Origin of the sequence: Streptomyces sp. NPDC053755, from assembly GCF_040677675.1 — a bacterium.
Lineage (GTDB): Bacteria > Actinomycetota > Actinomycetes > Streptomycetales > Streptomycetaceae > Streptomyces.
Map to the genome: position 1 here is coordinate 301689 of NZ_JBFASK010000002.1, position 23049 is coordinate 324737.

The following is a 23049-nucleotide window of genomic DNA, read 5'->3' on the forward strand; positions in this document are numbered from 1 at the left end:
ATGAGGGAGGAGAGAGCGAGGGGGAGGCAGCAGAGGGGAGGGTGGGGAGGAGGACACATCAGAGGCGGAGCGCGGGTGTGACGCGTGCCGAGGGTGACGCGTGCCGAGGGTGACGCGTGCCGGATGTGACGCGTGCCGGATGTGACGCGTGCGGGGTGTGACGCCAGAAGTTGGCCGACAAATGCCCTTCAGGGAACGCCTTGCGCCAAGATCGGGAGAAGCGGCTCCAGAGCGGGCAAGAGGTGAACCGGCCAGACAACTCCCGGTGCTCTCATGGGAGTTAAGGGCCTCGAACGAGCGCGGCGCAGCGGTGGGGGAGCAGCCGCGTACCCCGGTCGGCGGCACGCCGGGCCCTCGTCGGGCGGGAGCGGGCCGGATCGACGACAGTGGGGGCGTGGACGTGGATGTGGACGAGGTCGCCTCGGAGCTGTACGGACTGCCACCGACGGACTTCACCGCCGCCCGGAACGCCGCCGTCGCCCGGGCCCGTGAGGCGGGCGACGCGGAAGCGGCCCGGCGGATCGCCGGACTGCGGAGGCCGACGCTCGCGGCCTGGGCCTCGACCCTCCTCGTACGGCACAGACCGGCGGAGACCGAGCGGCTGCTCCAGCTCGGGCGCGCGCTCAGGGAAGCGCACCGGAACCTCGACGGACCCCGGCTGAAGGCGCTCGGCCACCGGCAGCACGCCGTCCTGGCCGCGCTCGCCCGGCAGGCCCGTGACCTCGCCGCCGAGGCGGGCCAGCCGGTGAGCGAGGCCGTGGTGGGGGAGATCGAGGAGATCGTGCGGGCCGTGGTCGCCGACGAGGAGACGGCGCAGCGGTGGTCGACCGGAGTCCTGGAGAAGGCGCCGCCCGCCAGGATCGGCTTCACCGGTCTGGAGCCGGGGCCGGGGGCCGTACCCGCGTCCCCGGGGGGCGGCGCGGGAGCCCGTGCGGAGCGGCCGCGGAACCGGCGGCGCGAGGAGCGGGGGGAGAGCCAGGAGGACGGGAGCCACGGGCGGAGGCGGGGCGGGGGGCCGGAGGGGGAGGGGCTGGAGGCGGCGGTCGCGGCCGCCCGGCGGGAGGTGGCACGCCGGGACAGGGAGGTGCGCCGGGCCGAGGAGGCCCGGCAGGCGGCCGGTCGCCGGCTGTCCCGGGCGGAGGAGCACCTCGCCGACCTCGGGCGACGCCGCGGCGAGGCGGAGCGGGAGCGGGACCGGGCCCGGGAGGACGCCGGAACGGCCGAAGAGCGGGTGAGGGAAGCGGAAGGGGCCGCGCAGGCGGCCCGGGAGGCGCTGGAGCGCCTTCCGGACGCCCGATGACGGCGCCTTTCCGCTCGGCGCAGGCCGGGCGATTGTCAGAGGTGGATGCGATGCTGCCGGGTATGGACGAGCTGATGAGAGGCCGTGTCTACGGCGCCGACCACGACGACCCCGATCCGGGGCCCAGGCCGGGGCACGACTACCGGGAACTGGTGGCCGGCCCCCTGGACGGACTGCTCCTCGACGTCACCGGATGGACGCCGGAGCAGCTCCGGCAGGGAGCCGCCCTGGCCACCGAGATAGGGACGTACGGACCCGGCGGCCGTGCCCAGTACGGACCGCGGGACGGTGATCCGTCGCACTGGGACTGGGAAGGCGACATCCGCTGAGGCGAGCGGCCCGCGGCACGGCGACCGGAGGCCGGCCGGAACGCGTGTTCCGACCGGCCCCGGGGGGCGTGTCACGGACCGACGGCCGTCACAGCGCCGGGTAGGCGTTCTTCATCAGCTCCTGGAACTGGGCCGAGAACCACTGGCCCGAGATCGGCGCGTCGGGCAGGGCGCCCGACATGCTGTTGCCGTTGCGCGCGTTGCCCGTGTAGGTCGGGTCGCACATCCGGTCGAATCCCTTGCCCTCGTTGTTCGGGATCTCCTTGCTGGCGCCGTCGGACTCGCCCGGGGGCTTCATCCACACGTACGCGTCGATGCCGGCGGCCGGAGCGGCCTGCGGCCGTTCGCCGAGGCCCGCGCCCGACTGGTTGCACCAGTTGCCGAGGTGGATGCGCCGGTCGTAGCGCCCGCCGTTGACGTACGTGTCGACCGAGGTCTGCGCGCCCGGCGCGGTGGGACGCGCGGTGCCGCCCCAGCCGTTGCGGGAGGTGTCGATCAGCATGCCGAGCTTCGAGTCGAAGCCGAGCGAGACCAGCTTGTCGCGCATCGCCTGGGCGTACGACAGCTCGTCGACGTACCGGTTCCAGTCGACCCACTTCGACTGGCGCACCGAGACCCCGTTGACGGAGTCGTTGATGCCGAAGTGGTTCTCCTTCAGGGCGCTGTAGTTGGCGGTGTTCACGATGAAGCCGTGGACGTTGGCGACCGTGGAGCCCTCGGCGGTCGCCGCCTGCTTGAAGAGTTCGGCCGAGGGGCCGAAGTTGTCGTCCCAGCCGAGCCAGCCGTGGTGGCCCGCGTCCACGTAGTTGTAGACGTTGGCGATCGAGCCCAGCTTGTTCAGCGCGTAGCCGACGCCCTTGATGTAGTTGCCGTTGGACTTCATCACGTCGCAGTTCGGGGTGGCCGTGGGGCGCCCGGAGACGTTGGTGACGAGGTTCGGCAGCGAGTCGATCTCGACGGTGGTGACGACCCGCAGGCCGGCGTACTTCGGGTCGGCGAGGACGGCCGCGATCGGGTCGATGTACTGCGTCTTGTAGCGGTCGATCTCGGTGGGGCCCAGCTCGCCGTTGGAGGCGAGCGCGGCACAGTCGCGCCCGGGCAGGTTGTAGATGACCAGCTGGACGACGAGCTCACCGCTGCCCTTCTGGACCAGGGCCTCGTCGAGGTGGTCGCGCAGGCTCATGCCGCCGTTCACTCCGCCGATGGCGGCGATGCGGTCGAGCCAGACGCCGGTGGGCTGGTTCGAGATCCTCGTCCCGCCGGGCTCGGCGGAGGCCTTCTCCGACCACTCCGGGTTCACGTACACCTTGGCACCGGCGTACGGGTTGTCGGCCTTGCCGGAGGTGGGCGGCGGCGTCGTGGGCGGGGTGGTCGGGTCGGTCGGCGTGGTGGCGCCGTTGCAGGTGACGCCGTTGAGCTTGAAGGTCGCGGGCACCGTGTTCGTGCCGCTGTAGGAACCGTTGAAGCCGAAGGAGGCCGTGCCGCCCGTGGCGAGCGATCCGTTGTACGACAGGCTCTTCGCCGTCACGGCCGCCCCGGACTGGGTGATCGTGGCGTTCCAGCCCTGGGTGACCTTCTGGTCGCCGGCGTAGGACCACTCCAGCGTCCAGGTGGACACCGGGTCACCGGTGTTGGTGACGACGACATTGGCGCCGAAGCCGGAGTTCCACTGGTTGGTGACCGTGTAGTCGACCTTGCAGCCCGCGGCGGCGGCGCCGGCGGTGGACGACATCACGGTCGCCGTGGCGCCGGTCGCCGTGATGAGGCCGATGGCCGCCAGCAGGGCGGTGCGGCCGGTGGTACGGCTGGTTGTGCGGCTCATTTCGTGAGGTGCCTTTCAGTCCTGGGCGCGCAGGTGCTCGCGCGGCCCGATGCCGAATGCGATGGGTGTGCCGTCGTACGACGTGATCAAGGCAGGACCCGGGGAGCGGTTGCGGGTGCTCCCGGTCCAGCCGAGATACGAGAGGGAGCGGTCGTCGAAACGCTTCATCACCCTGTCGATGAAGCCGTGACCGCAGGTGTGCTCACCGGTCTCGCGCGCCACCGGGGGCACGCGGGCGGCGGGAGCGGGGGTGCTGTCCCGGCAGGCTTCGTCGGAACGGATGGCGAAGGAGTACACGTGCCAGACCGCGGCGAGTTCGCCCGCGGGGTCGGGGGGGGAGCGTGGGCGAGCCACCGGCTCAGGCCGTCGGAGTACGCGATGCCGGGAACGAGGACGAGGGCGAGGGCCCCGGCCGCGCGGACCCCGGCCTCCGACCACGCATGTCGCGACCGCCGTCGGCGACGGTCACCGATCCCTGGAAGCCGCCGGCCCACTGGCCGACGACCGCGTACTCCACCGTGCACGAAGGTGCGGTCGCTGCTCCGGCGGCCGTACCGACCACGGCGAAAGCGGTGCTCGCCCTGGTGAGCGCCGCTCGGGCGAGCGGCGCGGACAGACGTGGGGGGATGACGCATGAGCGAGTCCTTGCAGCGAGGACGCGTCTGAGACGACGCGCCGACTGACGGAATCGCTCCCACTGGTGGGGCCAGACCGTAGCGCCAACGGGCGCCAAGCAAAAGAGGAGTTGAAGAAGTTCCCGGTCGAATGTGTTCGACTCTTCACGCACCTTGACGCCCTTGCGTCCCGTCTGCACAGTGGGAGCGCTCCCACTGGTTCAGAGCTTGTGTCCTTCTCTCCGCACGCCCCGCCTCCCCGAGCCGCGAGGAGAACCACCCGCATGCCACCCCGCACGCCACACCTCCCCAGCAGAAACCGCGGAACACGCAGGCCACGCGCCGTCTCGGCCGCCCTCGCCGCGGCCCTGACCCTCCCCCTGGGTCTGACCGCCGTGGGCACGACCGCCCACGCAGCGGCGGTGCAGTGCAGCGTCGACTACAAGACCAATGACTGGGGGTCCGGCTTCACCGCCGAACTGACCCTCACCAACCGCGCCACCACCCCGCTCGACGGCTGGACGCTCACCTACGACCAGACCGGCGACCAGAAACTGACCAACGGCTGGAACGGCACCTGGTCGCAGTCCGGCAAGAGGGTCACCGTCGTCAACGCCGGCTGGAACCGGACCGTCGCCGCGGGAGCGGCCGTCACCACCGGCGCCCAGTTCGGCTACACCGGGACCAACGCCGCCCCGACCGCCTTCGCGGTCAACGGCACGCCCTGCGCCGGAGCCCACCAGCCGCCCCTCGCCGTGCTCACCAGTCCGGCCCCCGGAGCGGTCTTCTCCCAGGGCGATCCCGTGCCGCTGGCCGCCACCGCGGCCGCCGCCGACGGCGCGAGCGTCGACAAGGTGGAGTTCTACAGCGACACGGTCCTGCTCGGCACGGACACCACCGCCCCGTTCGCCTTCAGCGCGACCGGTCTCGCCGCCGGCTCCCACTCGCTCTACGCCAAGGCGTACGACAGCATGGGCGCCTCCGCCGAGTCCGCCCCGGTGGGCGTCACCGTCGCCGCCGGACCGGCGCTCGTCGCCACGCCCGCGCAGTTCGGCGTCCGGCAGGGAGCCACCGGCACCTTCGATCTGAAGCTCTCCACCCAGCCCGCCGGGAACGTCACGGTGTCCACCGCGCGCACCTCGGGCAACAGCAACCTCACCATCGGCGGAGGCGCGAGCCTCACCTTCACCCCGGCGAACTGGAACACCGCCCAGAAGGTGACCATCGCCGCGGCGGCCACCGGGACCGGCTCGGCCGTCTTCACCGCGACCGCCCCCGGCCACACCAAGGCCGAGGTGACCGTCGCCCAGCTGGCCGCCGACTCCACCTACGACGCCCGCTTCCTCGACCTCCACGGCAAGATCACCAACCCGGCCAACGGCTACTTCTCCCCGGAGGGCATCCCGTACCACTCGGTGGAGACCCTGATCGTCGAGGCCCCGGACCACGGCCACGAGACGACCTCCGAGGCGTACAGCTACCTCATCTGGCTCCAGGCGATGTACGGCAAGATCACCGGCGACTGGACCAAGTTCAACGGTGCGTGGGACACCATGGAGAAGTACATGATCCCCACCCACGCCGACCAGCCCACCACCGGCAGCTACAACGCCTCCAAGCCGGCCACCTACGCACCCGAGCACGACCTGCCCTCCCAGTACCCGGCCCGGCTCGACTCCGGAGCCCCGTCCGGATCCGACCCGATCGCCGGTGAACTGAAGAGCGCCTACGGCACCGACGACATCTACGGCATGCACTGGATCCAGGACGTCGACAACGTCTACGGCTACGGCAACGAACCCGGCAAGTGCTCTGCCGGGCCGACGGCGACCGGGCCTTCGTACATCAACACCTTCCAGCGCGGCCCGCAGGAATCCGTCTGGGAGACCGTCACCCACCCGACCTGCGACAACTTCACGTACGGCGGGAAGAACGGCTACCTCGACCTCTTCACCGGGGACGCCTCCTACGCCAAGCAGTGGAAGTTCACCAACGCCCCCGACGCCGACGCCCGCGCCGTCCAGGCCGCCTACTGGGCCGACATCTGGGCCAAGGAGCAGGGCAAGGGAACCCAGGTCACCGCGACCGTCTCCAAGGCGGCCAAGATGGGCGACTACCTGCGGTACGCCATGTTCGACAAGTACTTCAAGAAATCGGGCAACTGCGTCGGACCCGTCACCTGCCCCGCGGGCACCGGCAAGGACAGCGCGCACTACCTGATGTCCTGGTACTACGCCTGGGGCGGCGCCACCGACACCAGCGCCGGCTGGTCCTGGCGGATCGGCTCCAGCCACGCCCACGGCGGCTACCAGAACCCGCTCGCCGCCTACGCGCTGAGCGAGTACGCCCCCCTGAAGCCCAAGTCGGCCACGGGCGCGGCGGACTGGGCGACGAGCCTCGACCGTCAGCTGGAGTTCTACCGCTGGCTCCAGTCCTCCGAAGGCGCCATCGCGGGCGGCGCCACCAACAGCTGGCAGGGCCGCTACGCCACGCCGCCGGCCGGGACGCCCACCTTCCACGGCCTCTTCTACGACGAGAAGCCCGTCTACCACGACCCGGCCTCCAACCAGTGGTTCGGCTTCCAGGCCTGGTCCATGGAGCGGGTCGCCGAGTACTACCAGCAGACCGGGGACGCGGCCGCCAAGACCGTCCTCGACAAGTGGGTCGCCTGGGCCCTGTCCAAGACCACCATCAACCCCGACGGCACCTACCGCATCCCCTCCACGCTCCAGTGGTCCGGCGCCCCCGACACCTGGAACGCGGCGAACCCCGGTGCCAACACCGGGCTCCACGTCACCGTCGCCGACTACACCGACGACGTCGGCATCGCCGCCGCCTACGCCAAGACCCTGACCTACTACGCCGCCAAGTCCGGCCACGCCGAGGCCAAGCGGGTCGCCAAGGCCCTGCTCGACGGCATGTGGACCCACCACCAGGACCCGCTGGGCATCGCCGTCCCGGAGACCCGCGCCGACTACAACCGGTTCGACGACCCGGTGTACGTACCGTCCGGCTGGACCGGCACCATGCCGAACGGCGACACGGTGAACAACGCGTCCACCTTCGCCTCGATCCGCTCCTTCTACCAGGACGACCCCGCCTGGCCGAAGGTCGAGGCCTACCTGGCGGGCGGCGCCGCGCCCGTCTTCACCTACCACCGGTTCTGGGCCCAGGCGGACATCGCCCTGGCCATGGGCTCGTACGCGGAGCTGCTCGAATAGCAGCCGCCCCGCCAGGAGCCGGCTCCGCGTACGACGAGGCCGGACGGATCCGCTTCCCGGATCCGTCCGGCCATCCACGCGTCACACGGCGGGTCGGTCGAGCGCCGTGAACGTGAAGGAGAACCGCGCGGGAGCGGCCCGCAGCCGGTACGGCGGCAGCACACCGGGGCCGCACGAGCGGGAGCCGATGCCCTGCTGGGCGTGGTCCAGACGGAGCCAGACCGTGTCACCGGGGACGAGATCGCTCCGGTGCTCCGCCGCGTCGAGCTGCTCGTCGGTCCAGCGGCGGGCCGCGAACCAGAACGGGGGGTCACCCTCCACCCGCAGCCCGCCGTGCTCCCCGCTCAGGTCGAGCCACCGGGTGTCGATCCGGGCACCGTTCTCCTGCGGACGGACGTAAGGGGTCTGGAGATCGTCCACGCCCGCCTCCCAGCGGCCGATCCGCGCGGCGGCGCGGGTGTCCGGATAGGCCTCGCCCGGCCCGCCGCCGAACCAGGTGACCCGGTCCAGAGCGGCCGGAAGGCCGAGGCGCACACCGAGCCGGGGGAGGGGCAGCAGCCACTCGCCCTCCGGGGCCACGTCGACCGTGAGCCGCAGCCGGGAGCCGTCGGACGTCCAGCGGTAGACGGTGCGCAGCCCCGCGTCCAGCGCCGCGGGCGCCACCCGGGTCCGTACCGTCAGCCCCTCACCGTCCGTCTCCACCGCGTCGACGCGGTGCCTCATCCGGTGCAGACCCACCTCGCGCCAGAGCGTTCCGTAGCGTTCGTCCGGCTTCCACCAGGCCCCGTTGTCGTTGTCGGTCGGCGCGCGCCAGACGTCGAGGCGCAGTCCGCGCACGGGAATGCCGGCGAGAGAGAGCGGCTCGCCCGAACGGGCGTCGAAGGAGGCCGGGCCGAGCGTGATCAGCCCCGAGCCCGCGCCCGGCCGCGCACCGCTCACCTCGCGGCCCACCACGGCCCGTGGCCGCACCGGGAGTTGGCCCCACGCGACCTCGTGGCCCGCCGGAGCCCAGGCGGTGTCGTGGGCGAGCAGCGCCCGTACCGTCCAGGTCCGCTCCCCTCCGCCGTACCCCTCGCCGCCCCCGTCCGCTCCGGGCTCGGGCGCCGCGGGCAGGGCGACATCGGTGCTCTCCCCGGCGCGCAGCGCCGGTACCGCGAGCGGCCCGCCGCCGGCCGGCACTCCGTCGACCAGGTACGACCAGGTGAAGGACAGCGCGGAGAGATCGGCGAAGTCGTGGAGGTTGGTGATCCGTACGCACGCGGCGGCGCCGTCCTCGGCGCCGGGGACCGGTTCGATCCGGACCGGCTCGACGACCTTCTTGTACTCGACCAGGCCGGGCGACGGTGTCCGGTCGGGGAACAGCAGCCCGTCGCAGACGAAGTTGCCGTCGTGCAGCTCCTCGCCGAAGTCGCCGCCGTAGCCGTAGCCGTACTCCGGGTGGGCCAGACCGTGGTCGATCCATTCCCAGACGAAGCCGCCCTGACAGCGCTCGTACCGTTCGAAGAGCCGCTGGTACGCGGAGAGGCCACCGGGCCCGTTGCCCATCGCGTGCGCGTACTCGCAGAGGATGAAGGGGAGTTCGCGCCGGGAGTCGGGGCCCTCGTCCTCCCGGCGGCCGATCTCCTCGACCTCGTCGTGCGTGGCGTACATCCGGGAGTACAGGTCCGTGTCCGCGCAGGACGGATCTCCTTCGTAGTGGACGAGCCGTGACGGATCGCGGTCGCGGATCCACGCGGCCATGGCGGTCAGACCGGCGCCGGTGCCGCACTCGTTGCCGAGCGACCAGATGATCACCGAGGCGTGGTTCTTGTCGCGCTCGACGGTCCGCGCCGCACGGTCGAGCAGCGCCGGGGTCCAGGAGTCGTCGGCCACCGGATTGCCCCGCCAGCCGGACCGCTGGAAGCCGTGGGTCTCCAGGTCGCACTCGTCGATCACCCACAGGCCGTACTCGTCGCACAGGTCCAGGAAGGCGGGGTGCGGCGGATAGTGCGAGGTGCGGACCGCGTTGACGTTGTGCCGCTTCATCAGCTCCACGTCCTGGCGCATGGTCGCCAGGTCGACGCTCCGGCCGGTCTCGGGATGGAACTCGTGCCGGTTCACCCCCCGGAAGAGGACGCGTCGGCCGTTGACCTTGACCAGACCGTCCTCGACGAGGACCGTACGGAAACCGACGCGCAGACCGACGCGCTCGCCGCCGGCGGCCAGTTCGCCCGCGTAGAGGCGGGGGGGTCTCGGCGGTCCACGGCTCGACCGCGACCGTCACCTCCTCGTCCGTCGCCACGTCGATGCCCAGCTCCGGCACCGTGACCCGGCCCGGTACGTCGCACGCGACACGCAGCGTGCCCGTGGCGGAGGTGTGGTCGTACGAGGCGTGCACGAAGAAGTCCCGGGCCGCGCCCTCGGGGCGGTGGTGCAGGGTGACGTCGCGGAAGATGCCCGGCAGCCACCACTGGTCCTGGTCCTCCAGGTAGGAGCCGGCCGACCACTGGTGGACACGGACGGCGAGCACGTTGCCGCGCGGCCTCAGCAGGGCGCCGACAGCGAACTCGTGCGGCAGGCGCGAGCCCGTGAAGGCGCCCAGCTCCTCGCCGTTGAGCCAGACCCGCGCCGCGGACTCCACTCCGTCGAAGCGCAGCACGGCCCCGCCGCCCTGCGGCCAGTCCTCCGGCAGGTCGAAGGGGCGCAGATGGTCGCCGGTGGGGTTCTCGGTCGGGACGCGCGGCGGGTCGACCGGGAAGGGATAGAGGATGTTGGTGTACGCCGGGGCGCCGTGGTCCTTGCCCTGGAGCACCCAGTGCCCGGGGACCGCGATCTCGCCCCAGCCCCGTGAGTCGTACCCCTCGGCGGCGAAGGAGGCGTCCTCGGCGTCGGCGGTGGGGGAGAGCCGGAAGCGCCAGGTCCCGTTCAGGGAGAGGGAGGCGGCGTCCGAGCGGGCGAACCAGGCGCGGGGCGGCAGGCAGCCGCGGCCGGGGGAGACGTCTTCGTACCAGGGCAGGGAGGGCATGAAGCTCCTGCGGGAGAGGACGGAGGGGGATGAGAGGGAGAGGCGGCCGGTGGGCGGGAAGCGCTTGCCGCCCCCCGTTTCCATCCCATCCTGACCTCTCCCTCCGCGCAACCCCGGCGGCGCGCCGGGCTGTTGGACCTTTCGCGGCGGGTTGGACGCGGGTGCCGTGATCACCCGGCCCGGCCCGGCGCCGCGGCTAGCGGCCGGCCCGGCGCTTGTTCCAGACGTCGAAGCCGACCGCCGCGAGCAGCACCAGTCCCTTGATGACCTGCTGGTAGTCGGTGCCGATGCCGACCAGCGACATGCCGTTGTTCAGGACGCCGAGCACCAGGCCGCCGATCACGGCGCCCGTCACGGTGCCCACGCCGCCGCTCATCGAGGCGCCGCCGATGAAGGCCGCCGCGATCGCCTCCAGCTCGAAGTTCAGGCCCGCCTGGGGCGTGCCGGCGTTGAGCCGCGCGGCGTAGACGCACCCGGCGAGCGCCGCGAGGACGCCCATGTTGACGAAGACCAGGAAGGTGACGCGCTTGTCCTTGACGCCCGAGAGCTTGGCCGCCGCCTTGTTGCCGCCCAGGGCGTACACGTGACGGCCGACGACCGCGTTGCGCATCACGTATCCCAGACCGATCAGCAGCGCGCACATGACCAGCATGACCACCGGCACGCCGTGGAAGCTCGCCAGGGTCAGCGTGAACGCCACGACGGCCGCCGTCATCGCCACGCACTTCAGCGTCCACAGCCCGGCGGGCAGCACGTCGAGTTCGTAGGCCAGCTGCCGCTTGCGGTCGCGCCACTCGCGCAGGAGGAGGAAGACGACGGTGGCCAGGCCGAGGAGCAGCGTCGGGTTGTGGTACTGCGTGTAGGGGCCCATCTCGGGGATGAACCCCTTGGCAATGTTCTGGAAGCCGTCGGGGAACGGCGCCAGGGACCGGCCCTCCAGGAAGATCTGGGTCAGACCGCGGAAGAGCAGCATCCCGGCGAGCGTCACGATGAACGACGGGATGCCGAGGTAGGCGATGAAGTACCCCTGCCAGGCGCCGGCGGCCGCCCCGACCAGCAGGCAGAGCACGAGGGCCAGGGCCCAGGGCACGTCGTGCCGGACCATCAGCACGGCCGCCAGGGCCCCGACGAACGCGGCCAGGGACCCGACGGAGAGGTCGATGTGGCCGGCGATGATGACGATCATCATGCCGATGGCCAGGATGAGGATGTAGCTGTTCTGCTGGATCAGGTTGGAGACGTTGTTCGGCAGCAGCAGCGTCCCGTCGGTCCATATCTGGAAGAGGACGACGAGGAAGACGAGGGCGACGAGCATGCCGTACTGGCGCATGTCGGCCCGCACCGCCTGGAGCAGCAGCGCACCGGCCGACGGGGGCTCCGGCCGGGCCTTCGCCGTGTCCTGCGCGGGGGGAGTCGTGGTGGTCATGGCGGGCTCAGCTCCTGCTCATGGTCATGTGGCGCATCAAGGTCTCCTGGGTGGCCTCGCCGCGGGCCACCTCACCGGTGAGTCGGCCCTCGGTCATCGTGTAGATCCGGTCGCACATCCCGAGGAGCTCGGGCAGCTCGGAGGAGATGAACAGCACGCCCTTGCCCTGGGCCGCGAGCCGGTCGATGACGGTGTAGATCTCGTACTTCGCGCCGACGTCGATCCCACGGGTCGGCTCGTCGAGGATCAGCACCCTGGGGTCGGCGTGGATCCACTTGCTGAGCACGACCTTCTGCTGGTTGCCGCCGGAGAGGCGGCCGACCTGCTCGAAGACGGTCGGGGTCTTGATGTTCATGGTGGCGCGGTAGCGCTCGGCGACCTGGCGTTCGTGGTGCTCGTCGACGACGCCGCGCCGCCGCATCCCCGGCAGGGACGCGAGGGAGATGTTGCGGTGGACCGTGTCGATGAGGTTGAGGCCGTACCGCTTGCGGTCCTCCGTCACATAGGCGAGACCGGCCTCGATCGCCGCCGGCACGGTCCTGGTCGACACCTCCCGGCCGTCGATCTCCACCGTCCCGGAGACGTAACCCCCGTAGGAGCGGCCGAAGACCGACATCGCCAGCTCCGTGCGGCCCGCGCCCATCAGGCCGGCGAGGCCGACGATCTCGCCCGGGCGGACGGTGAGGGACACGTCGTCGACGACCGTGCGCCGCTGGTCGACCGGGTGCCGTACGGTCCAGCCGCGCACGGCCAGCGCGGGCCGGCCGGCCCCGGCCGCGTCGTGGGGCGTGCGGTCGGGGAAGCGGTGGTCCAGGTCGCGGCCGACCATGCCGCGGATGATCCGGTCCTCGGACAGCTCCGGCGCGGCGGCCGGCTCGGGTCGCACCGTCAGGGACTCGACGGTGCGGCCGTCGCGCAGGACCGTCACCGCGTCGGCGATGCGCCGGATCTCGTTCAGCTTGTGCGAGATGACGACGGAGGCGACGCCCTGCTCGCGCAGCTCCAGGATGAGTCCCAGGAGGGCGGCGCTGTCCTCGTCGTTGAGCGCGGCCGTCGGCTCGTCGAGGATGAGCAGCCGCACCCTCTTGGACAGTGCCTTGGCGATCTCGACCAGCTGCTGTCCGCCGACGCCGAGGTCGGCGACCGGTGTCAGGGGGTTCTCGCGCAGGCCGACGCGGGCGAGGAGCCGGCGGGCGCTGCGCAGGGTGTCGTTCCAGTCGACGATCCCCCGGCGTGCCTGTTCGTTGCCGAGGAAGATGTTCTCGGCGATCGACAGGTGGGGGATGAGCGCCAGCTCCTGATGGATGATCACGATGCCGCGGCGCTCGCTCGCCCGGATGTCCCGGAAGGCGACCGGCTCGCCCTCGAAGCGGATCTCGCCCTCGTAGCTGCCGTGCGGATGGACCCCGCTCAGCACCTTCATGAGGGTCGACTTCCCGGCTCCGTTCTCCCCGCAGAGGGCGTGGATCTCCCGGGGGCGGACCGTGAGGTTCACCTCGCTGAGCGCGGTGACGCCGGGGAAGGTCTTCGTGATGCCGCGCATCTCCAGCACGGGACGGGAGGACCCGTGCTCGTCCGGCTCGGGCCGCTTCACGACAGCTGTCCCGCCGTGAAGTACCCCTCGCGCACGAGGAGCTGGGTGTTCGACTTGTCGATACTGACCGGGTCGAGGAGGTACGACGGCACGGTCTTCTTGCCGTTGTCGTAGTCCTTGACGTTGTTGACCTCGGGCTTCCTGCCGTTCAGCACGGCGTCGCCCATGGCCACCGCCCGGGCGGCCAGCTTGCGGGTGTCCTTGAAGACCGTCTGCGTCTGCTCGCCCCGGATGATGGACTTGACCGAGGCGAGTTCCGCGTCCTGGCCGGTGACGATGGGCAGGGGCCGCTCGGGCGTGCCGTAACCGGCGCTCCTGAGGGCGGAGATGATGCCGATGGAGATGCCGTCGTACGGCGAGAGGACCGCGTCGACGCTCTCCGCGCCGTAGTTCTTGCTGATCAGGTCGTCCATCCGCTTCTGTGCGGTGCCGCCGTCCCAGCGCAGGGTGGTCGCCTGGTTCATCCGCGTCTGTCCGCTGCGTACGACGAGCTGTCCGCTGGCGAGGTAGGGCTGGAGCACCTTCATGGCGCCGTTCCAGAAGTACCGGGTGTTGTTGTCGTCCGGCGAGCCCGCGAACAGCTCGATGTCGTAGGGCTTGCCCGCGTTCCGGGCGGGCGCGCCCAGCTTCAGCCGCTCGACGATGTAGCGCGCCTCCAGCTCACCGACCCGCTCGTTGTCGAACGAGGCGTAGTAGTCGACGTGTTCGGTGCCCATGATGAGGCGGTCGTACGAGATCACCGGGATGCCCGCGTCGTGCGCGCGCCGCAGGACGTCGGTGAGGGCGGCGCCGTCGATGGCGGCGACCACCAGCAGCCGCCTGCCCTTGGTGATCATGTTCTCGATCTGGGCGATCTGGTTCTCGACCTTGTCGTCGCCGTACTGCAGATCGGTCTCGTAGCCGGCCTGCCGGAACTGCTTCGCCATGTTCTCGCCGTCGGCTATCCAGCGTTCCGACGCCTTGGTCGGCATCGCCAGGCCGATCGTGCCGCCCTTGCCCGCGTCGGGCCGGTAGCGGCTGCCGCCGCGGGCCTCCTGGCCGCAGGCGGTGAGGGCGAGGACGAGCAGGGAGGCGAGGGCGGCCGCCCGGAGTGTGCGGATGCGCATGGTCAGTTCCCTTCGGGGGCGGGGAAGCGCCGGAGTCCGCCGGGCAGCCGGGAGCCGAGCGGGGACATCCCGCCGTCGGCGCCGTGGCGGGCCAGCAGATCGAGGACGAGGCGTCCTCGCCGCACACGCTCGCGTGCGGTGGCGAGGGTGTGCTCGCGCAGATGGGCGCCGTAGGGGTAGATGCCGGCGGACTTGCTGAGACCGAACTTGAGATAGAGGGGCGCCCCCCTGCGGATCAGTTCGGCGGCCTCGTACATCCGCACGAAGCCGCCGAGGTCGTCGGGCGCCTCCACGTAGAGGTCGAGGGGCGCGCGGCTGGCCCGGCGGATCTCGGTGAGGTGGCCGAGGGTGAGGTCGGAGGGGACGTTCAGGGAGTCCGCGCCGAGGTGTTCGTAGACGGCGTACGAGGCGGGGTTGGCGGGGCCGACGAGGGCGGAGGCCTTGAGGGTGGTGTCGGCGGGGAGCACCCCCGCCGCGCGCATCCGGTGCAGGGTCCACAGCACGCCCTCGTCGGCGACGAGCAGGCAGCGCACGCCCGCCGCGGTGGCGCGCAGGGCGTCCTCGACGCATCCGGCGAGCGCGTCGTGGCCCCGGGCCCGCGGCCCGGCGCCCCCGGAGTCGGTGCGCGTGGCGGCGCCGGTGTCCCAGGTGCCGCGCGGCCCGGTGAAGAGGCACAGCTCGACGGCGCGTGCGGCGCAGGCGTCCACCATCTCGGTGATCTCGGCGTCGGTGAGCATCCAGACGCCGCTGCCCTGGCTGACCCGGTGGACGGGGACGTCGAGCCGGGCGCTCTCCTCCAGGACGACGGCGAGCGCCTCCGGCCCTTCCACGGAGGGGACCTCGGTGCGCCAGGTGCCTCCGTCGGGGAAGCGGTGCGGTGAGGCGTCCGCGGGGTCGGCCGGAGGCACGGGATGGCCGATCCGGGCGAGCGCGTCGGCCCCGGGGCGGCGGGGTGGGGAGGGCGAAGCGTTCACGGAGATCCCTTTGTTCGGTATATCGGACACGGTTCGGAGTGAGCGGCGTGCGCCGGTGGGGAGGGGGCGTACGGGCGAGGCGTGGACGGCGGGGAGCCCGGCGCGGGCTCCCACCACCGCCGTACGGTTCGGCGGACCGGCCCGGGTCAGGGACGGAGCAGGATCTTGCCGGTCCTCGGATCGCCGCCGCCGACGAGGGCGACGGCCTCCGCGAACCGGTCCAACGGGAACTCGTGGGAGATCAGCGGGGACGGGTCGAGCAGCCCGAGACCGAAGGCGCGTACCGCGTCGGCCCAGGCGCCTGAGGACGCCCCGAAGACACTGCGCACCTCCAGCTGGCTCAGGGAGAGGTGCACCGGGTCGATCCCGACGGCCCCCCGCGTGAACATCCCGGTCAGCACGACGCGGCCGCCCCGGCGGGCCAGCAGGCAGGAGGACGCGGCCGTGGAGGGTGCCCCGGCCGTCTCCACGACCAGGTCGAAGCGGCCGGCCAGCGCGGTCGCCTCGGCCGGGACGAGGGCCCGGCTCGCGCCGGACCGCAGCGCCTGCTCCCCTCGGGCCGTCCGCGGGTCGACGGCGACGAGTTCGGCGGGCGAGGAGGCCGCGAGCAGCTGGACCGCGAGCAGCCCGAGGGTGCCGGCGCCGACGACGGCGACCCGCTCGCCGGGCCGGGGGCGCCCGGCGCGTACGGCCGCGGCGGCCACCGCGGCCGGTTCCAGGAGCGCGGCGGACCGCAGGTCCGCGTCGTCGTGCAGCAGGTGCAGCAGCCGGGCGGGTACGACCACGTGGTCGGCCATGCCGCCCGGCTCCGTGAAGCCGGTCTCCGCGTACCCCGCCGCGCACAGGGTCGTCTCACCGCACCGGCACCGCTCGCAGGTCCCGCAGGAGCGGAAGCCCTCGGCGACGCAGCGGCGGCCGACCAGCGCGGGATCGGCGCCGGGCCCCGCCGCCTCCACGGTGCCGGACCACTCGTGGCCGGGCGTCACCGGGTAGCGGACGAAGCCGGGGTCGCGGTGTCCGTCGTACATCTCGCGGTCGCTCATGCAGATCCCGGCGGCGGCCACCCGGACCCGCACCTCACCGGGGCCCGGGCGGGGGATCTCCCGTCGCACGAGCCGGTGTTCGCCGGGTCGCGCGATGACGATCGCCCGGCTCACTTGGGCTCCCTGCGCTCCCAGCCCTCTGCCCACAGGTCGAAGCGGGCCCGCTGCTGCGGGAACGCGGCCGCCGCGTCCACGTCCAGCTCGACGCCGAGGCCCGGCTCGTGCGAGACCGTGAAGCAGCCGGTCTCCGGATCGACCTCCGGCGCGCCGCGGACGACCCCCTTGATCTCCGCGTCCGCGAAGTCGTTGAAGTGCTCCAGGATCTTGAAGTTCGGTGTGCAGGCGGCGAGCTGGAGCGAGGCGGCGGTGAGCACCGAGCCGCCCACGTTGTGCGGGGCGATCAGCGTGTAGTGGGTCTCGGCCGTCGCCGCCAGCTTGCGGGTCTCCAGGATGCCGCCGATGTGCCCGACGTCCGGCTGGATGATGTCGGCCGCCTGCGCTTCGAACAGCTCGCGAAACTCGATCCGGTCGTGGATGCGTTCACCGGTGGCGATCGGCAGGTCGACCTTGGCGGCCACCTTCTCCAGCGCCTTGAGGTTCTCCGGCGGGACGGGCTCCTCCAGCCACGCGGGACGGAACGGCGCCATCTCGCGGGCGAGCCGGATCGCCGTCGCGGGGGAGAAGCGCCCGTGCATCTCCAGCATCAGTTCCGTGTCCGGCCCGATCGCGTCCCGGACGGCCTCGATCAGCGAGACCGCGTACCGCGAACGCTCGGCGTCCAGCTCGAAGTGGCCGGTGCCGAACGGGTCGATCTTCAGCGCGCGATAGCCGCGGGCCACGACCGCCCGGGCGGCCTCGTGGTACGCCTCCGGCGTGCGCTCGGTGGTGTACCAGCCGTTGGCGTACGCCTTGACCCGGTCGGTCACCCTGCCGCCGAGCAGCTGCCAGACCGGCACGCCGAGCGCCTTGCCCTTGATGTCCCAGCAGGCCATCTCCACGACGGCGATGCCGGACATCACGATCTCGCCGGCCCGGCCGTAGTCGCCGTACTTCATGCGCCGGACGAGGTCCTCCACGGCGAACGGGTCGGAGCCGGCGATGTGGTTCGCCTCCGCCTCGCGGAGGTACCCGACCAGCGCGTCCGTGCGGCCGAGCATTCGGGTCTCGCCGACGCCGGTCAGGCCCTCGTCGGTGTGGACCCGGACGTAGGTGAGGTTGCGCCAGGGCGTACCGACGACATGAGTGGTGATTCCCGTGATGCGCACGGAGATTGCTCCCAGGATCGACTCGTTCGATATTTCGTCATGCGTTCGAAATGTTGGCGTGACCGTAATCAGCGCTCCGGAGGGTGTCAATGGCCCGCGCAGGGCCATTGCCCGGCGAACACGGCCGTGGTTAGCCTGTGTTCGTCATACCGGTCAATGATCGGAATATCGAACGGGTGAGGGTGGGTGGGCGGTCGTGGGACGTCTCGTACCGGCAGTGGCCAGGGCTTTCGACATCCTGGAGCTCTTCCTCCACGGCGACGGCACCCTCTCGGCCCCCGAGATCACCCGCGCCCTCCAACTGCCCCGCACGACCACGCACGAGCTGCTCACCACCCTGGCGGCGCGCTCCTACCTCGTGCCCGTCCCGGAACAGCCCGGACGCTACCGGCTCGGCGTCCGCACCTACCAGCTCGGCAGCCGCTACGCCGAGCAGCTCGACCTCGCCGCCGAAGGGCAGGCGGTCGCCCGCGAGGTCGCCGACACGTGCGGCGAGACCGTGCACGTCGCGATCCTGGAGGACGCGGACGTCATCTACATCGCCAAGGTGGACTCCACCCACGCCGTCCGCATGGTCTCGGCGGCGGGGCGAAGACTTCCCGCGCACTGCACCTCCGTCGGCAAGATGCTGCTCGCCTCGCTCCCCGAGCCGGAGCTCGACGCCCGCATCGCGGGGCGCGAACTGGCCTCCATGACCCCGAACAGCATCACCGACCCCGCCGCGCTGCGCGCCGCCCTCGCACGGATCCGGGAACGCGGCATCGCCACCGAGCACCGCGAGTCCAACCCGGACGTCAGCTGCGTCGCCGCGCCCGTACGGGACACCTCCGGCCGCGTCGTCGCCGCCCTCTCCGTCTCCGCGCCCGTCATCCGCTGGAGCCCGGAGCGCGAGGCCGAACTCGCCGGACTCGCCGCCAAGGGCGCCGCCGACCTGTCCCTCCGGCTCGGGCACCGGGGCCGGTGATGAGGGCCGCAGGACGGACCGCGGGCGACCCCGCCATCGAGGTCGCGGTACGCGAGCCCGCCGAACTCGGCGAAGGGCCGACGTGGGACCCGGCCGGCGGGCGGCTGATATGGGTGGACATCCTCGGACGCCGCCTCCACGCCTACGAGCCGGACGGCGGCCACGTCTCGGTCACCGCCGTCGAGCAGCACATCGGCGCGGCCAAGCCCCGGACACGCGGCGGACTCGTCGCCAACCTCCGGGACGGCGTCGGCCTCTACGACACCGACGGCGCCTTCTCCTGGCTGCACCGCGACCCCGTGCCCGGCCGGCGGGGCAACGACGCGGCGGTCGCCCCCGACGGCAGCCTGTGGGCCGGCACCATGCGCTACGACGAGGCGGCCGGGGGCGGACACCTCGTCCGGGTCGCCGCCGACGGTTCCGTGACCACCCTGCTCGACGGCGTGACCGTGAGCAACGGCATCGGCTGGAGCCCGGACGGCGCCGTCGCCTACTACGTCGACAGCCCCACCCGGAGGATCGACACCCTCCGCGTCCGGGAGGGCCTCCCGGTCGAACGCCGCGCGTTCGTCGAGGCCGGAGAGGGCGCAGGCTTCCCCGACGGACTGACCGTGGACGCCGAGGGCTGCGTATGGGTCGCCTTCTGGGACGGCGGACAGCTCCGCCGCTACACCCCGCGCGGCGAGCTCGACCGGACCGTCCTGCTGCCCGTACGACGCCCGACCGCCTGCGCGTTCGGCGGGCCGGAGCTGCGCGATCTGTACGTCACGACCGCCCGCACGGGCCTGCCAGACCCCGACCCGCTCTCCGGCGCGCTGCTCGTCCTGCCGGGCATCGGCCAGGGCCTCCCCGCCACCCCGTTCGCCGGATGAACGGCCCGCCATCCGTCCGGGCGCCACGCCCGACCCGCCTGGACAGCCCGCCGAGCCGCCGCCTAGGGTCGGGAACCGAAGCGTCGGGCAGCCGCCCGGGGAGCCGGTAACTGCCGCGGAGAACTGAAGTGGTCACCCTCGCCGATGTCGCCCGTCACGCCGGAGTGTCGGCCAGCACGGTCAGCTACGTCCTCAGCGGGAAACGGTCCATCTCCGCCGCCACCCGCGAACGGATCCAGCACAGCATCGACACCCTCGGATATCGCCCGCACGCCGGGGCCCGCGCCCTCGCCAGCAGCCGGACCAGCATCCTCGCGCTGATGATGCCGCTGCGCACCGACCTCCACCTCCCGGTGATGCTGGAGATCGCCATGGCCGTCACCACCACGGCCCGCGCCCACGGTTACGACGTCCTCCTCCTGACCGGGGAGGAGGGACCCGAAGCCGTACGACGCGTCGAGGGCAGCGCCATCGCCGACGGCATGATCGTCATGGACGTGGAACTGGACGACCCCAGGCTCCCCCTGCTCCGGCAGGCGGAACGCCCCTTCGTCCTCATCGGACTGCCCGGCGACCCCGCCGGGCTCGACTGCGTCGACCTCGACTTCGAGGCCGCCGGAGCCCGCTGCGTCGGCCACCTGGCCGACCTCGGACACACCGGCGTCGCCGTCCTCGGCGAACCCCCCGCCGTCTACGCCCGCGGCACCGGCTTCGCCGAGCGCACCCTCACCGGGCTGCGCGCCACCGCGCGTGAGAAGGGCGTCGACCTGCTGCACCGGCCGGTCGAGGGCACGTACACCGCCGTCTCCGCGACCCTCGGCCGGATCTTCGAGGAACGCCCCGCGACCAGCGCCCTCGTCGTCCAGAACGAAGCCGCCGTCGAACCCCTTCTCGCCGTGCTGCGCCGGCGGGGGCGGGCCGTGCCCGAGGACGTCGCCGTCGTCGCCGTCTGCCCCGACCAGGTCGCCCGCCAGGCGTCGGTCCCCCTCACCGCCGTGGGTGTCCCCGCCGCGGAGATGGGACGCCTGGCCGTCGAACGGCTCGTCGCCCGCCTCGGCGGGCAGGCACCCTCGGGGCCGACGCTGATCGCGCCCGAACTGACCGTACGCGAAAGCTCCGGGAGCCACCGTGATCACGGCGGCCGGTGATCCCGCGACCGAGTTCCACGCCTTCTTCGAGCGCCACTACGCCGAACTCGCCCGTCTCGCGCACCTGCTGACGGGCGACCGCGAAGGCGCCGACGACCTCGCCGCCGACGCCATGGTCGCCCTCTGGCACCAGTGGGACCGCGTCCGCGCCGCGGACCGCCCGGTCGCCTACGCCCGCGGAGTCGTCGCCAACCTCGTCCGCAGCAGGATCCGCGGCGCCGTACGGGAGCGCCGCCGCGTCGCGCTGTTCTGGGACCGGCGCTCGGAGTGGACCCGGGAGCCCGACGTCCCGGTCGTCGTCGACGTCCAGTCCGCCCTGCGGGCGCTGCCCTTCCGCAAGCGCGCCTGTGTGGTCCTGCGCCACGCCTTCGACCTCTCCGAGCGCGATACGGCCCTCGCCCTCGGGATCTCGGTCGGCACGGTCAAGAGCCAGACCTCCAAAGGCATGGCGGAGCTGCAGCGCCTGCTCGGAGCCGAGTCCGCGGCCGCACTCGTCGGAGGGAAGAGCTGATGGACGAAGCGCAGGTACGCCGCCGGCTGCGTGAGGCGGCCGGAGCCCATCAGCCCGACCGAGCCCGCATCCTGGCGCGCGTGGAGCGCGGGATCGCGAACCCCGCGCGCGCCGCCGAGGCGCGTCGCCGCCCCCGGGCGCTCTGGACGACGGCGGCCGCGGTCGCGGCCGCCGTCGTCGGGGTCCTCTCCCTCGGCGGCCTCGCCGCGACGACGCTGAACCCCGACGCCGACCCCGGCCGGGTCGCCACGATGCCCGCCGCCCCACCTCCCGTCGGCGCGGCCGGCACCGTCGACCCGGGAAGCAACCGGTGGTGGGCGCAGAGCAACGTCACCCTCACCGCCCCCGCCCCCCTGACCGCGCTCACCGTCGAACTGCGGATCGCCCGCACCGCCGGCGTGTCGAGCACCGGCCACTGGCGCACTCCGCCCGCGGACGACTTCACCGTCTCCGTACGCCAGGAGGCGACGGCACTCGTCTACACCTGGGTGCTCAAGCCGGGGCGCACGGTCCCGGCCGGGCGCCATGTCTTCGCCGGCCAGTACAACCACGCCGAGGGAGGACGGGACGCCGGGTCCGACACGTACACCGTCACGTCCGCGGGTGACTCCCACGCACGGGCCGTGACCCGCGGCGGCTTCGCGCCGGGGGCCGCGCGGCGCTGAAGCCGTGTTCAGGAGCGGAACGGCCGGGGGTTCCAGTCGCCGAGACAGGAGCTCCTCGTCGCGGACCGGGCCTGGAGCGGGGTCAGCTGCGGCCGGTTCTCCGGGACCGTGACCACGGCGCCCGGCCCCGTGTTGCGGTACTCGGCGAACCGCTGGGCCTGCCACGGGAAGGCGTCCCGCATGGTCGCGTACGGTGCCACGGCGTCGATCCCGGGGCCGAGCACGCTGTCGCGCACCACGAGCGAGGGCCAGGCGGTCGGATCCGAGCTGGGCACCCAGGGCCGGGCCAGCTTGTAGAAGCCGTCCGGTGCGGCGCTCGTGATCCGGCAGTGGACGGCCAGGAAGCCGTACGCGTTGTGGCCCGCGGTCGACGGGGCGAAGACGAAGCCGTGCGGCGCGGACGCCAGGTCGGTGCGGAGCAGCGTCCGCAGATGGCAGTGCTCGAATACCGCGCGGGCCCGGCCGAAGACGAAGTCCACGTCGCCCTCGACGTGGCAATGGGCGTAGTACTGGCGTGCCACGGCGGTCAGCGCCGTCGAGTCGGCGTAGAGGGTGTCCTGGTGGCCGAGGAACCGGCAGTGGAAGAACGCGGACCGGTCGCCCTGCGCCTTGAGCGCGACGGCCTGGGTGTCCTTGATCTCCGGATGCCCGGCGCGCAGGAAGTCGTTGGCGAAGGTGATCCACTGCGCGGTGAACCCGTCGGCCTGGACGGTGGTGGTGGCCGATCCCGAGGTGCCGTGGGTGCCGCCGCCCGGTTTCGGCGTCCCGCTGGCGTTGTCGTACACCACGACGACGTCCCGAGGGTCCTCGCCGGCCCCGATCCACGTCATGCCGGTCCGTGTCGCGCCGACGGTCACGGTCTCGCGGTAGGTGCCGGGGGCGATGACCAGCGTCCACCCCGGGCCGCTCGCGGCGGTCACCGCGGCCTGGACGGTGGTGTGGTCGCCGAGCCCGCCGGGATGGACGTAGAGGGTGGAGGGGGTGAGTCGTGCGGCGGAGGTTCCGAACCTGCCGAAGGGGCCGCGCGACCGGGCGGTGGCGGGGGCGGCGGGCAGGACGGGGGCGAGCGCCGCGCCGGCGCTCGCGATGAGCACGGCACGGCGGCTGAGCGGAGGCATGACGGCGCTCCTTCGCTGGAGGGGGAGGGGAGGGGTGGGCGGGAGCGGGGCGGCCCGACGTGTGGTCGCGGTC

General features: G+C 72.5%; 17 protein-coding genes and 1 pseudogene. 8 read left to right on the top strand and 10 right to left on the bottom strand.

Translation table 11 applies throughout. From position 1 onward, the window contains the following. Positions 1-394 precede the first annotated feature (394 nt). Positions 395-1300: a hypothetical protein gene (locus AB0K65_RS04090; protein WP_365714099.1), complete on the top strand. Its 906-nt coding sequence runs from the start codon at positions 395-397 to the stop codon at positions 1298-1300. Between the two features lie 62 nt (positions 1301-1362). Continuing rightward, a complete protein-coding gene (locus AB0K65_RS04095) occupies positions 1363-1629 on the top strand; it encodes a hypothetical protein (protein ID WP_365714102.1) in 267 nt (88 codons plus the stop codon). 88 nt (positions 1630-1717) lie between these two features. Here AB0K65_RS04095 and AB0K65_RS04100 read toward each other — a convergent pair whose 3' ends face one another. Both AB0K65_RS04100 and AB0K65_RS04105 read right to left on the bottom strand, forming a co-directional pair. Beyond that, positions 1718-3451 carry a glycoside hydrolase family 6 protein gene (locus tag AB0K65_RS04100; RefSeq protein ID WP_365714105.1) on the bottom strand — a complete coding sequence of 578 codons (1734 nt, stop codon included), beginning with the start codon at positions 3449-3451 and terminating at the stop codon, positions 1718-1720. Between the two features lie 15 nt (positions 3452-3466). After that, positions 3467-3805 (bottom strand): hypothetical protein, encoded by a 339-nt coding sequence (locus tag AB0K65_RS04105; protein ID WP_365714107.1) that lies wholly within the window; start codon positions 3803-3805, stop codon positions 3467-3469. 544 nt (positions 3806-4349) lie between these two features. Between AB0K65_RS04105 and AB0K65_RS04110 the strand changes: the two genes are divergently transcribed. Beyond that, on the top strand, positions 4350-7286 hold the full coding sequence (locus tag AB0K65_RS04110) for a glycoside hydrolase family 48 protein (protein ID WP_365714109.1): 2937 nt from the start codon (positions 4350-4352) through the stop codon (positions 7284-7286). 81 nt (positions 7287-7367) lie between these two features. Here AB0K65_RS04110 and AB0K65_RS04115 read toward each other — a convergent pair. From AB0K65_RS04115 to AB0K65_RS04145, 7 genes and pseudogenes are all read right to left on the bottom strand, one after another. Then, positions 7368-10290: pseudogene (locus AB0K65_RS04115) on the bottom strand (glycoside hydrolase family 2 TIM barrel-domain containing protein). Between the two features lie 196 nt (positions 10291-10486). Continuing rightward, positions 10487-11716, bottom strand: coding sequence for a multiple monosaccharide ABC transporter permease (gene mmsB, locus AB0K65_RS04120; protein ID WP_365714112.1), 1230 nt, complete (start codon positions 11714-11716; stop codon positions 10487-10489). 7 nt (positions 11717-11723) lie between these two features. Further along, positions 11724-13259, bottom strand: coding sequence for a multiple monosaccharide ABC transporter ATP-binding protein (gene mmsA, locus AB0K65_RS04125; RefSeq protein ID WP_365714240.1), 1536 nt, complete (start codon positions 13257-13259; stop codon positions 11724-11726). A 47-nt stretch (positions 13260-13306) separates the two neighbouring features. Further along, entirely contained in the window at positions 13307-14416 is a 1110-nt protein-coding gene (gene chvE, locus AB0K65_RS04130) for a multiple monosaccharide ABC transporter substrate-binding protein (protein ID WP_365714114.1), read from the bottom strand. A 2-nt stretch (positions 14417-14418) separates the two neighbouring features. Further along, positions 14419-15396 (bottom strand): hypothetical protein, encoded by a 978-nt coding sequence (locus tag AB0K65_RS04135; protein ID WP_365714241.1) that lies wholly within the window; start codon positions 15394-15396, stop codon positions 14419-14421. Positions 15397-15536: 140 nt separating this feature from the next. Beyond that, positions 15537-16547 carry an alcohol dehydrogenase catalytic domain-containing protein gene (locus AB0K65_RS04140; protein WP_365714116.1) on the bottom strand — a complete coding sequence of 337 codons (1011 nt, stop codon included), beginning with the start codon at positions 16545-16547 and terminating at the stop codon, positions 15537-15539. Beyond that, entirely contained in the window at positions 16544-17698 is a 1155-nt protein-coding gene (locus AB0K65_RS04145; protein WP_365714118.1) for a mandelate racemase/muconate lactonizing enzyme family protein, read from the bottom strand. Before AB0K65_RS04145 ends, AB0K65_RS04140 begins: the two co-directional genes overlap by 4 nt. 196 nt (positions 17699-17894) lie before the next feature. Between AB0K65_RS04145 and AB0K65_RS04150 the strand changes: the two genes are divergently transcribed. The 5 genes from AB0K65_RS04150 (at position 17895) to AB0K65_RS04170 (ending at position 21858) form a co-directional block, all read left to right on the top strand. Next, positions 17895-18662 (top strand): IclR family transcriptional regulator, encoded by a 768-nt coding sequence (locus tag AB0K65_RS04150; protein ID WP_365714120.1) that lies wholly within the window; start codon positions 17895-17897, stop codon positions 18660-18662. After that, positions 18662-19534: an SMP-30/gluconolactonase/LRE family protein gene (locus AB0K65_RS04155; RefSeq protein WP_365714122.1), complete on the top strand. Its 873-nt coding sequence runs from the start codon at positions 18662-18664 to the stop codon at positions 19532-19534. Before AB0K65_RS04150 ends, AB0K65_RS04155 begins: the two co-directional genes overlap by 1 nt. Before the next feature lie 128 nt (positions 19535-19662). Further along, on the top strand, positions 19663-20682 hold the full coding sequence (locus AB0K65_RS04160; RefSeq protein WP_365714124.1) for a LacI family DNA-binding transcriptional regulator: 1020 nt from the start codon (positions 19663-19665) through the stop codon (positions 20680-20682). Continuing rightward, entirely contained in the window at positions 20663-21193 is a 531-nt protein-coding gene (locus AB0K65_RS04165; RefSeq protein WP_365714126.1) for a SigE family RNA polymerase sigma factor, read from the top strand. Before AB0K65_RS04160 ends, AB0K65_RS04165 begins: the two co-directional genes overlap by 20 nt. Further along, positions 21193-21858 carry a hypothetical protein gene (locus tag AB0K65_RS04170; protein ID WP_365714128.1) on the top strand — a complete coding sequence of 222 codons (666 nt, stop codon included), beginning with the start codon at positions 21193-21195 and terminating at the stop codon, positions 21856-21858. The genes AB0K65_RS04165 and AB0K65_RS04170 overlap by 1 nt, the downstream gene beginning before the upstream one ends. An 8-nt stretch (positions 21859-21866) precedes the next feature. On the opposite strand, the gene AB0K65_RS04175 is transcribed toward AB0K65_RS04170, so the two are convergent. Further along, positions 21867-22976, bottom strand: a complete 1110-nt coding sequence (locus tag AB0K65_RS04175; RefSeq protein ID WP_365714130.1) for a pectinesterase family protein — start codon at positions 22974-22976, stop codon at positions 21867-21869. Positions 22977-23049 lie beyond the last annotated feature (73 nt).

Coding starts and splice junctions, on each gene's coding strand:
- AB0K65_RS04095 (WP_365714102.1), top strand. CDS start 1,363: ATGGACGAGCTGATGAGAGGCCGTGTCTACGGCGCCGACCACGACGAC.
- AB0K65_RS04100 (WP_365714105.1), bottom strand. CDS start 3,451: ATGAGCCGCACAACCAGCCGTACCACCGGCCGCACCGCCCTGCTGGCG.
- AB0K65_RS04110 (WP_365714109.1), top strand. CDS start 4,350: ATGCCACCCCGCACGCCACACCTCCCCAGCAGAAACCGCGGAACACGC.
- mmsB (WP_365714112.1), bottom strand. CDS start 11,716: ATGACCACCACGACTCCCCCCGCGCAGGACACGGCGAAGGCCCGGCCG.
- mmsA (WP_365714240.1), bottom strand. CDS start 13,259: ATGCGCGGCATCACGAAGACCTTCCCCGGCGTCACCGCGCTCAGCGAG.
- chvE (WP_365714114.1), bottom strand. CDS start 14,416: ATGCGCATCCGCACACTCCGGGCGGCCGCCCTCGCCTCCCTGCTCGTC.
- AB0K65_RS04155 (WP_365714122.1), top strand. CDS start 18,662: ATGAGGGCCGCAGGACGGACCGCGGGCGACCCCGCCATCGAGGTCGCG.
- AB0K65_RS04170 (WP_365714128.1), top strand. CDS start 21,193: ATGGACGAAGCGCAGGTACGCCGCCGGCTGCGTGAGGCGGCCGGAGCC.
- AB0K65_RS04175 (WP_365714130.1), bottom strand. CDS start 22,976: ATGCCTCCGCTCAGCCGCCGTGCCGTGCTCATCGCGAGCGCCGGCGCG.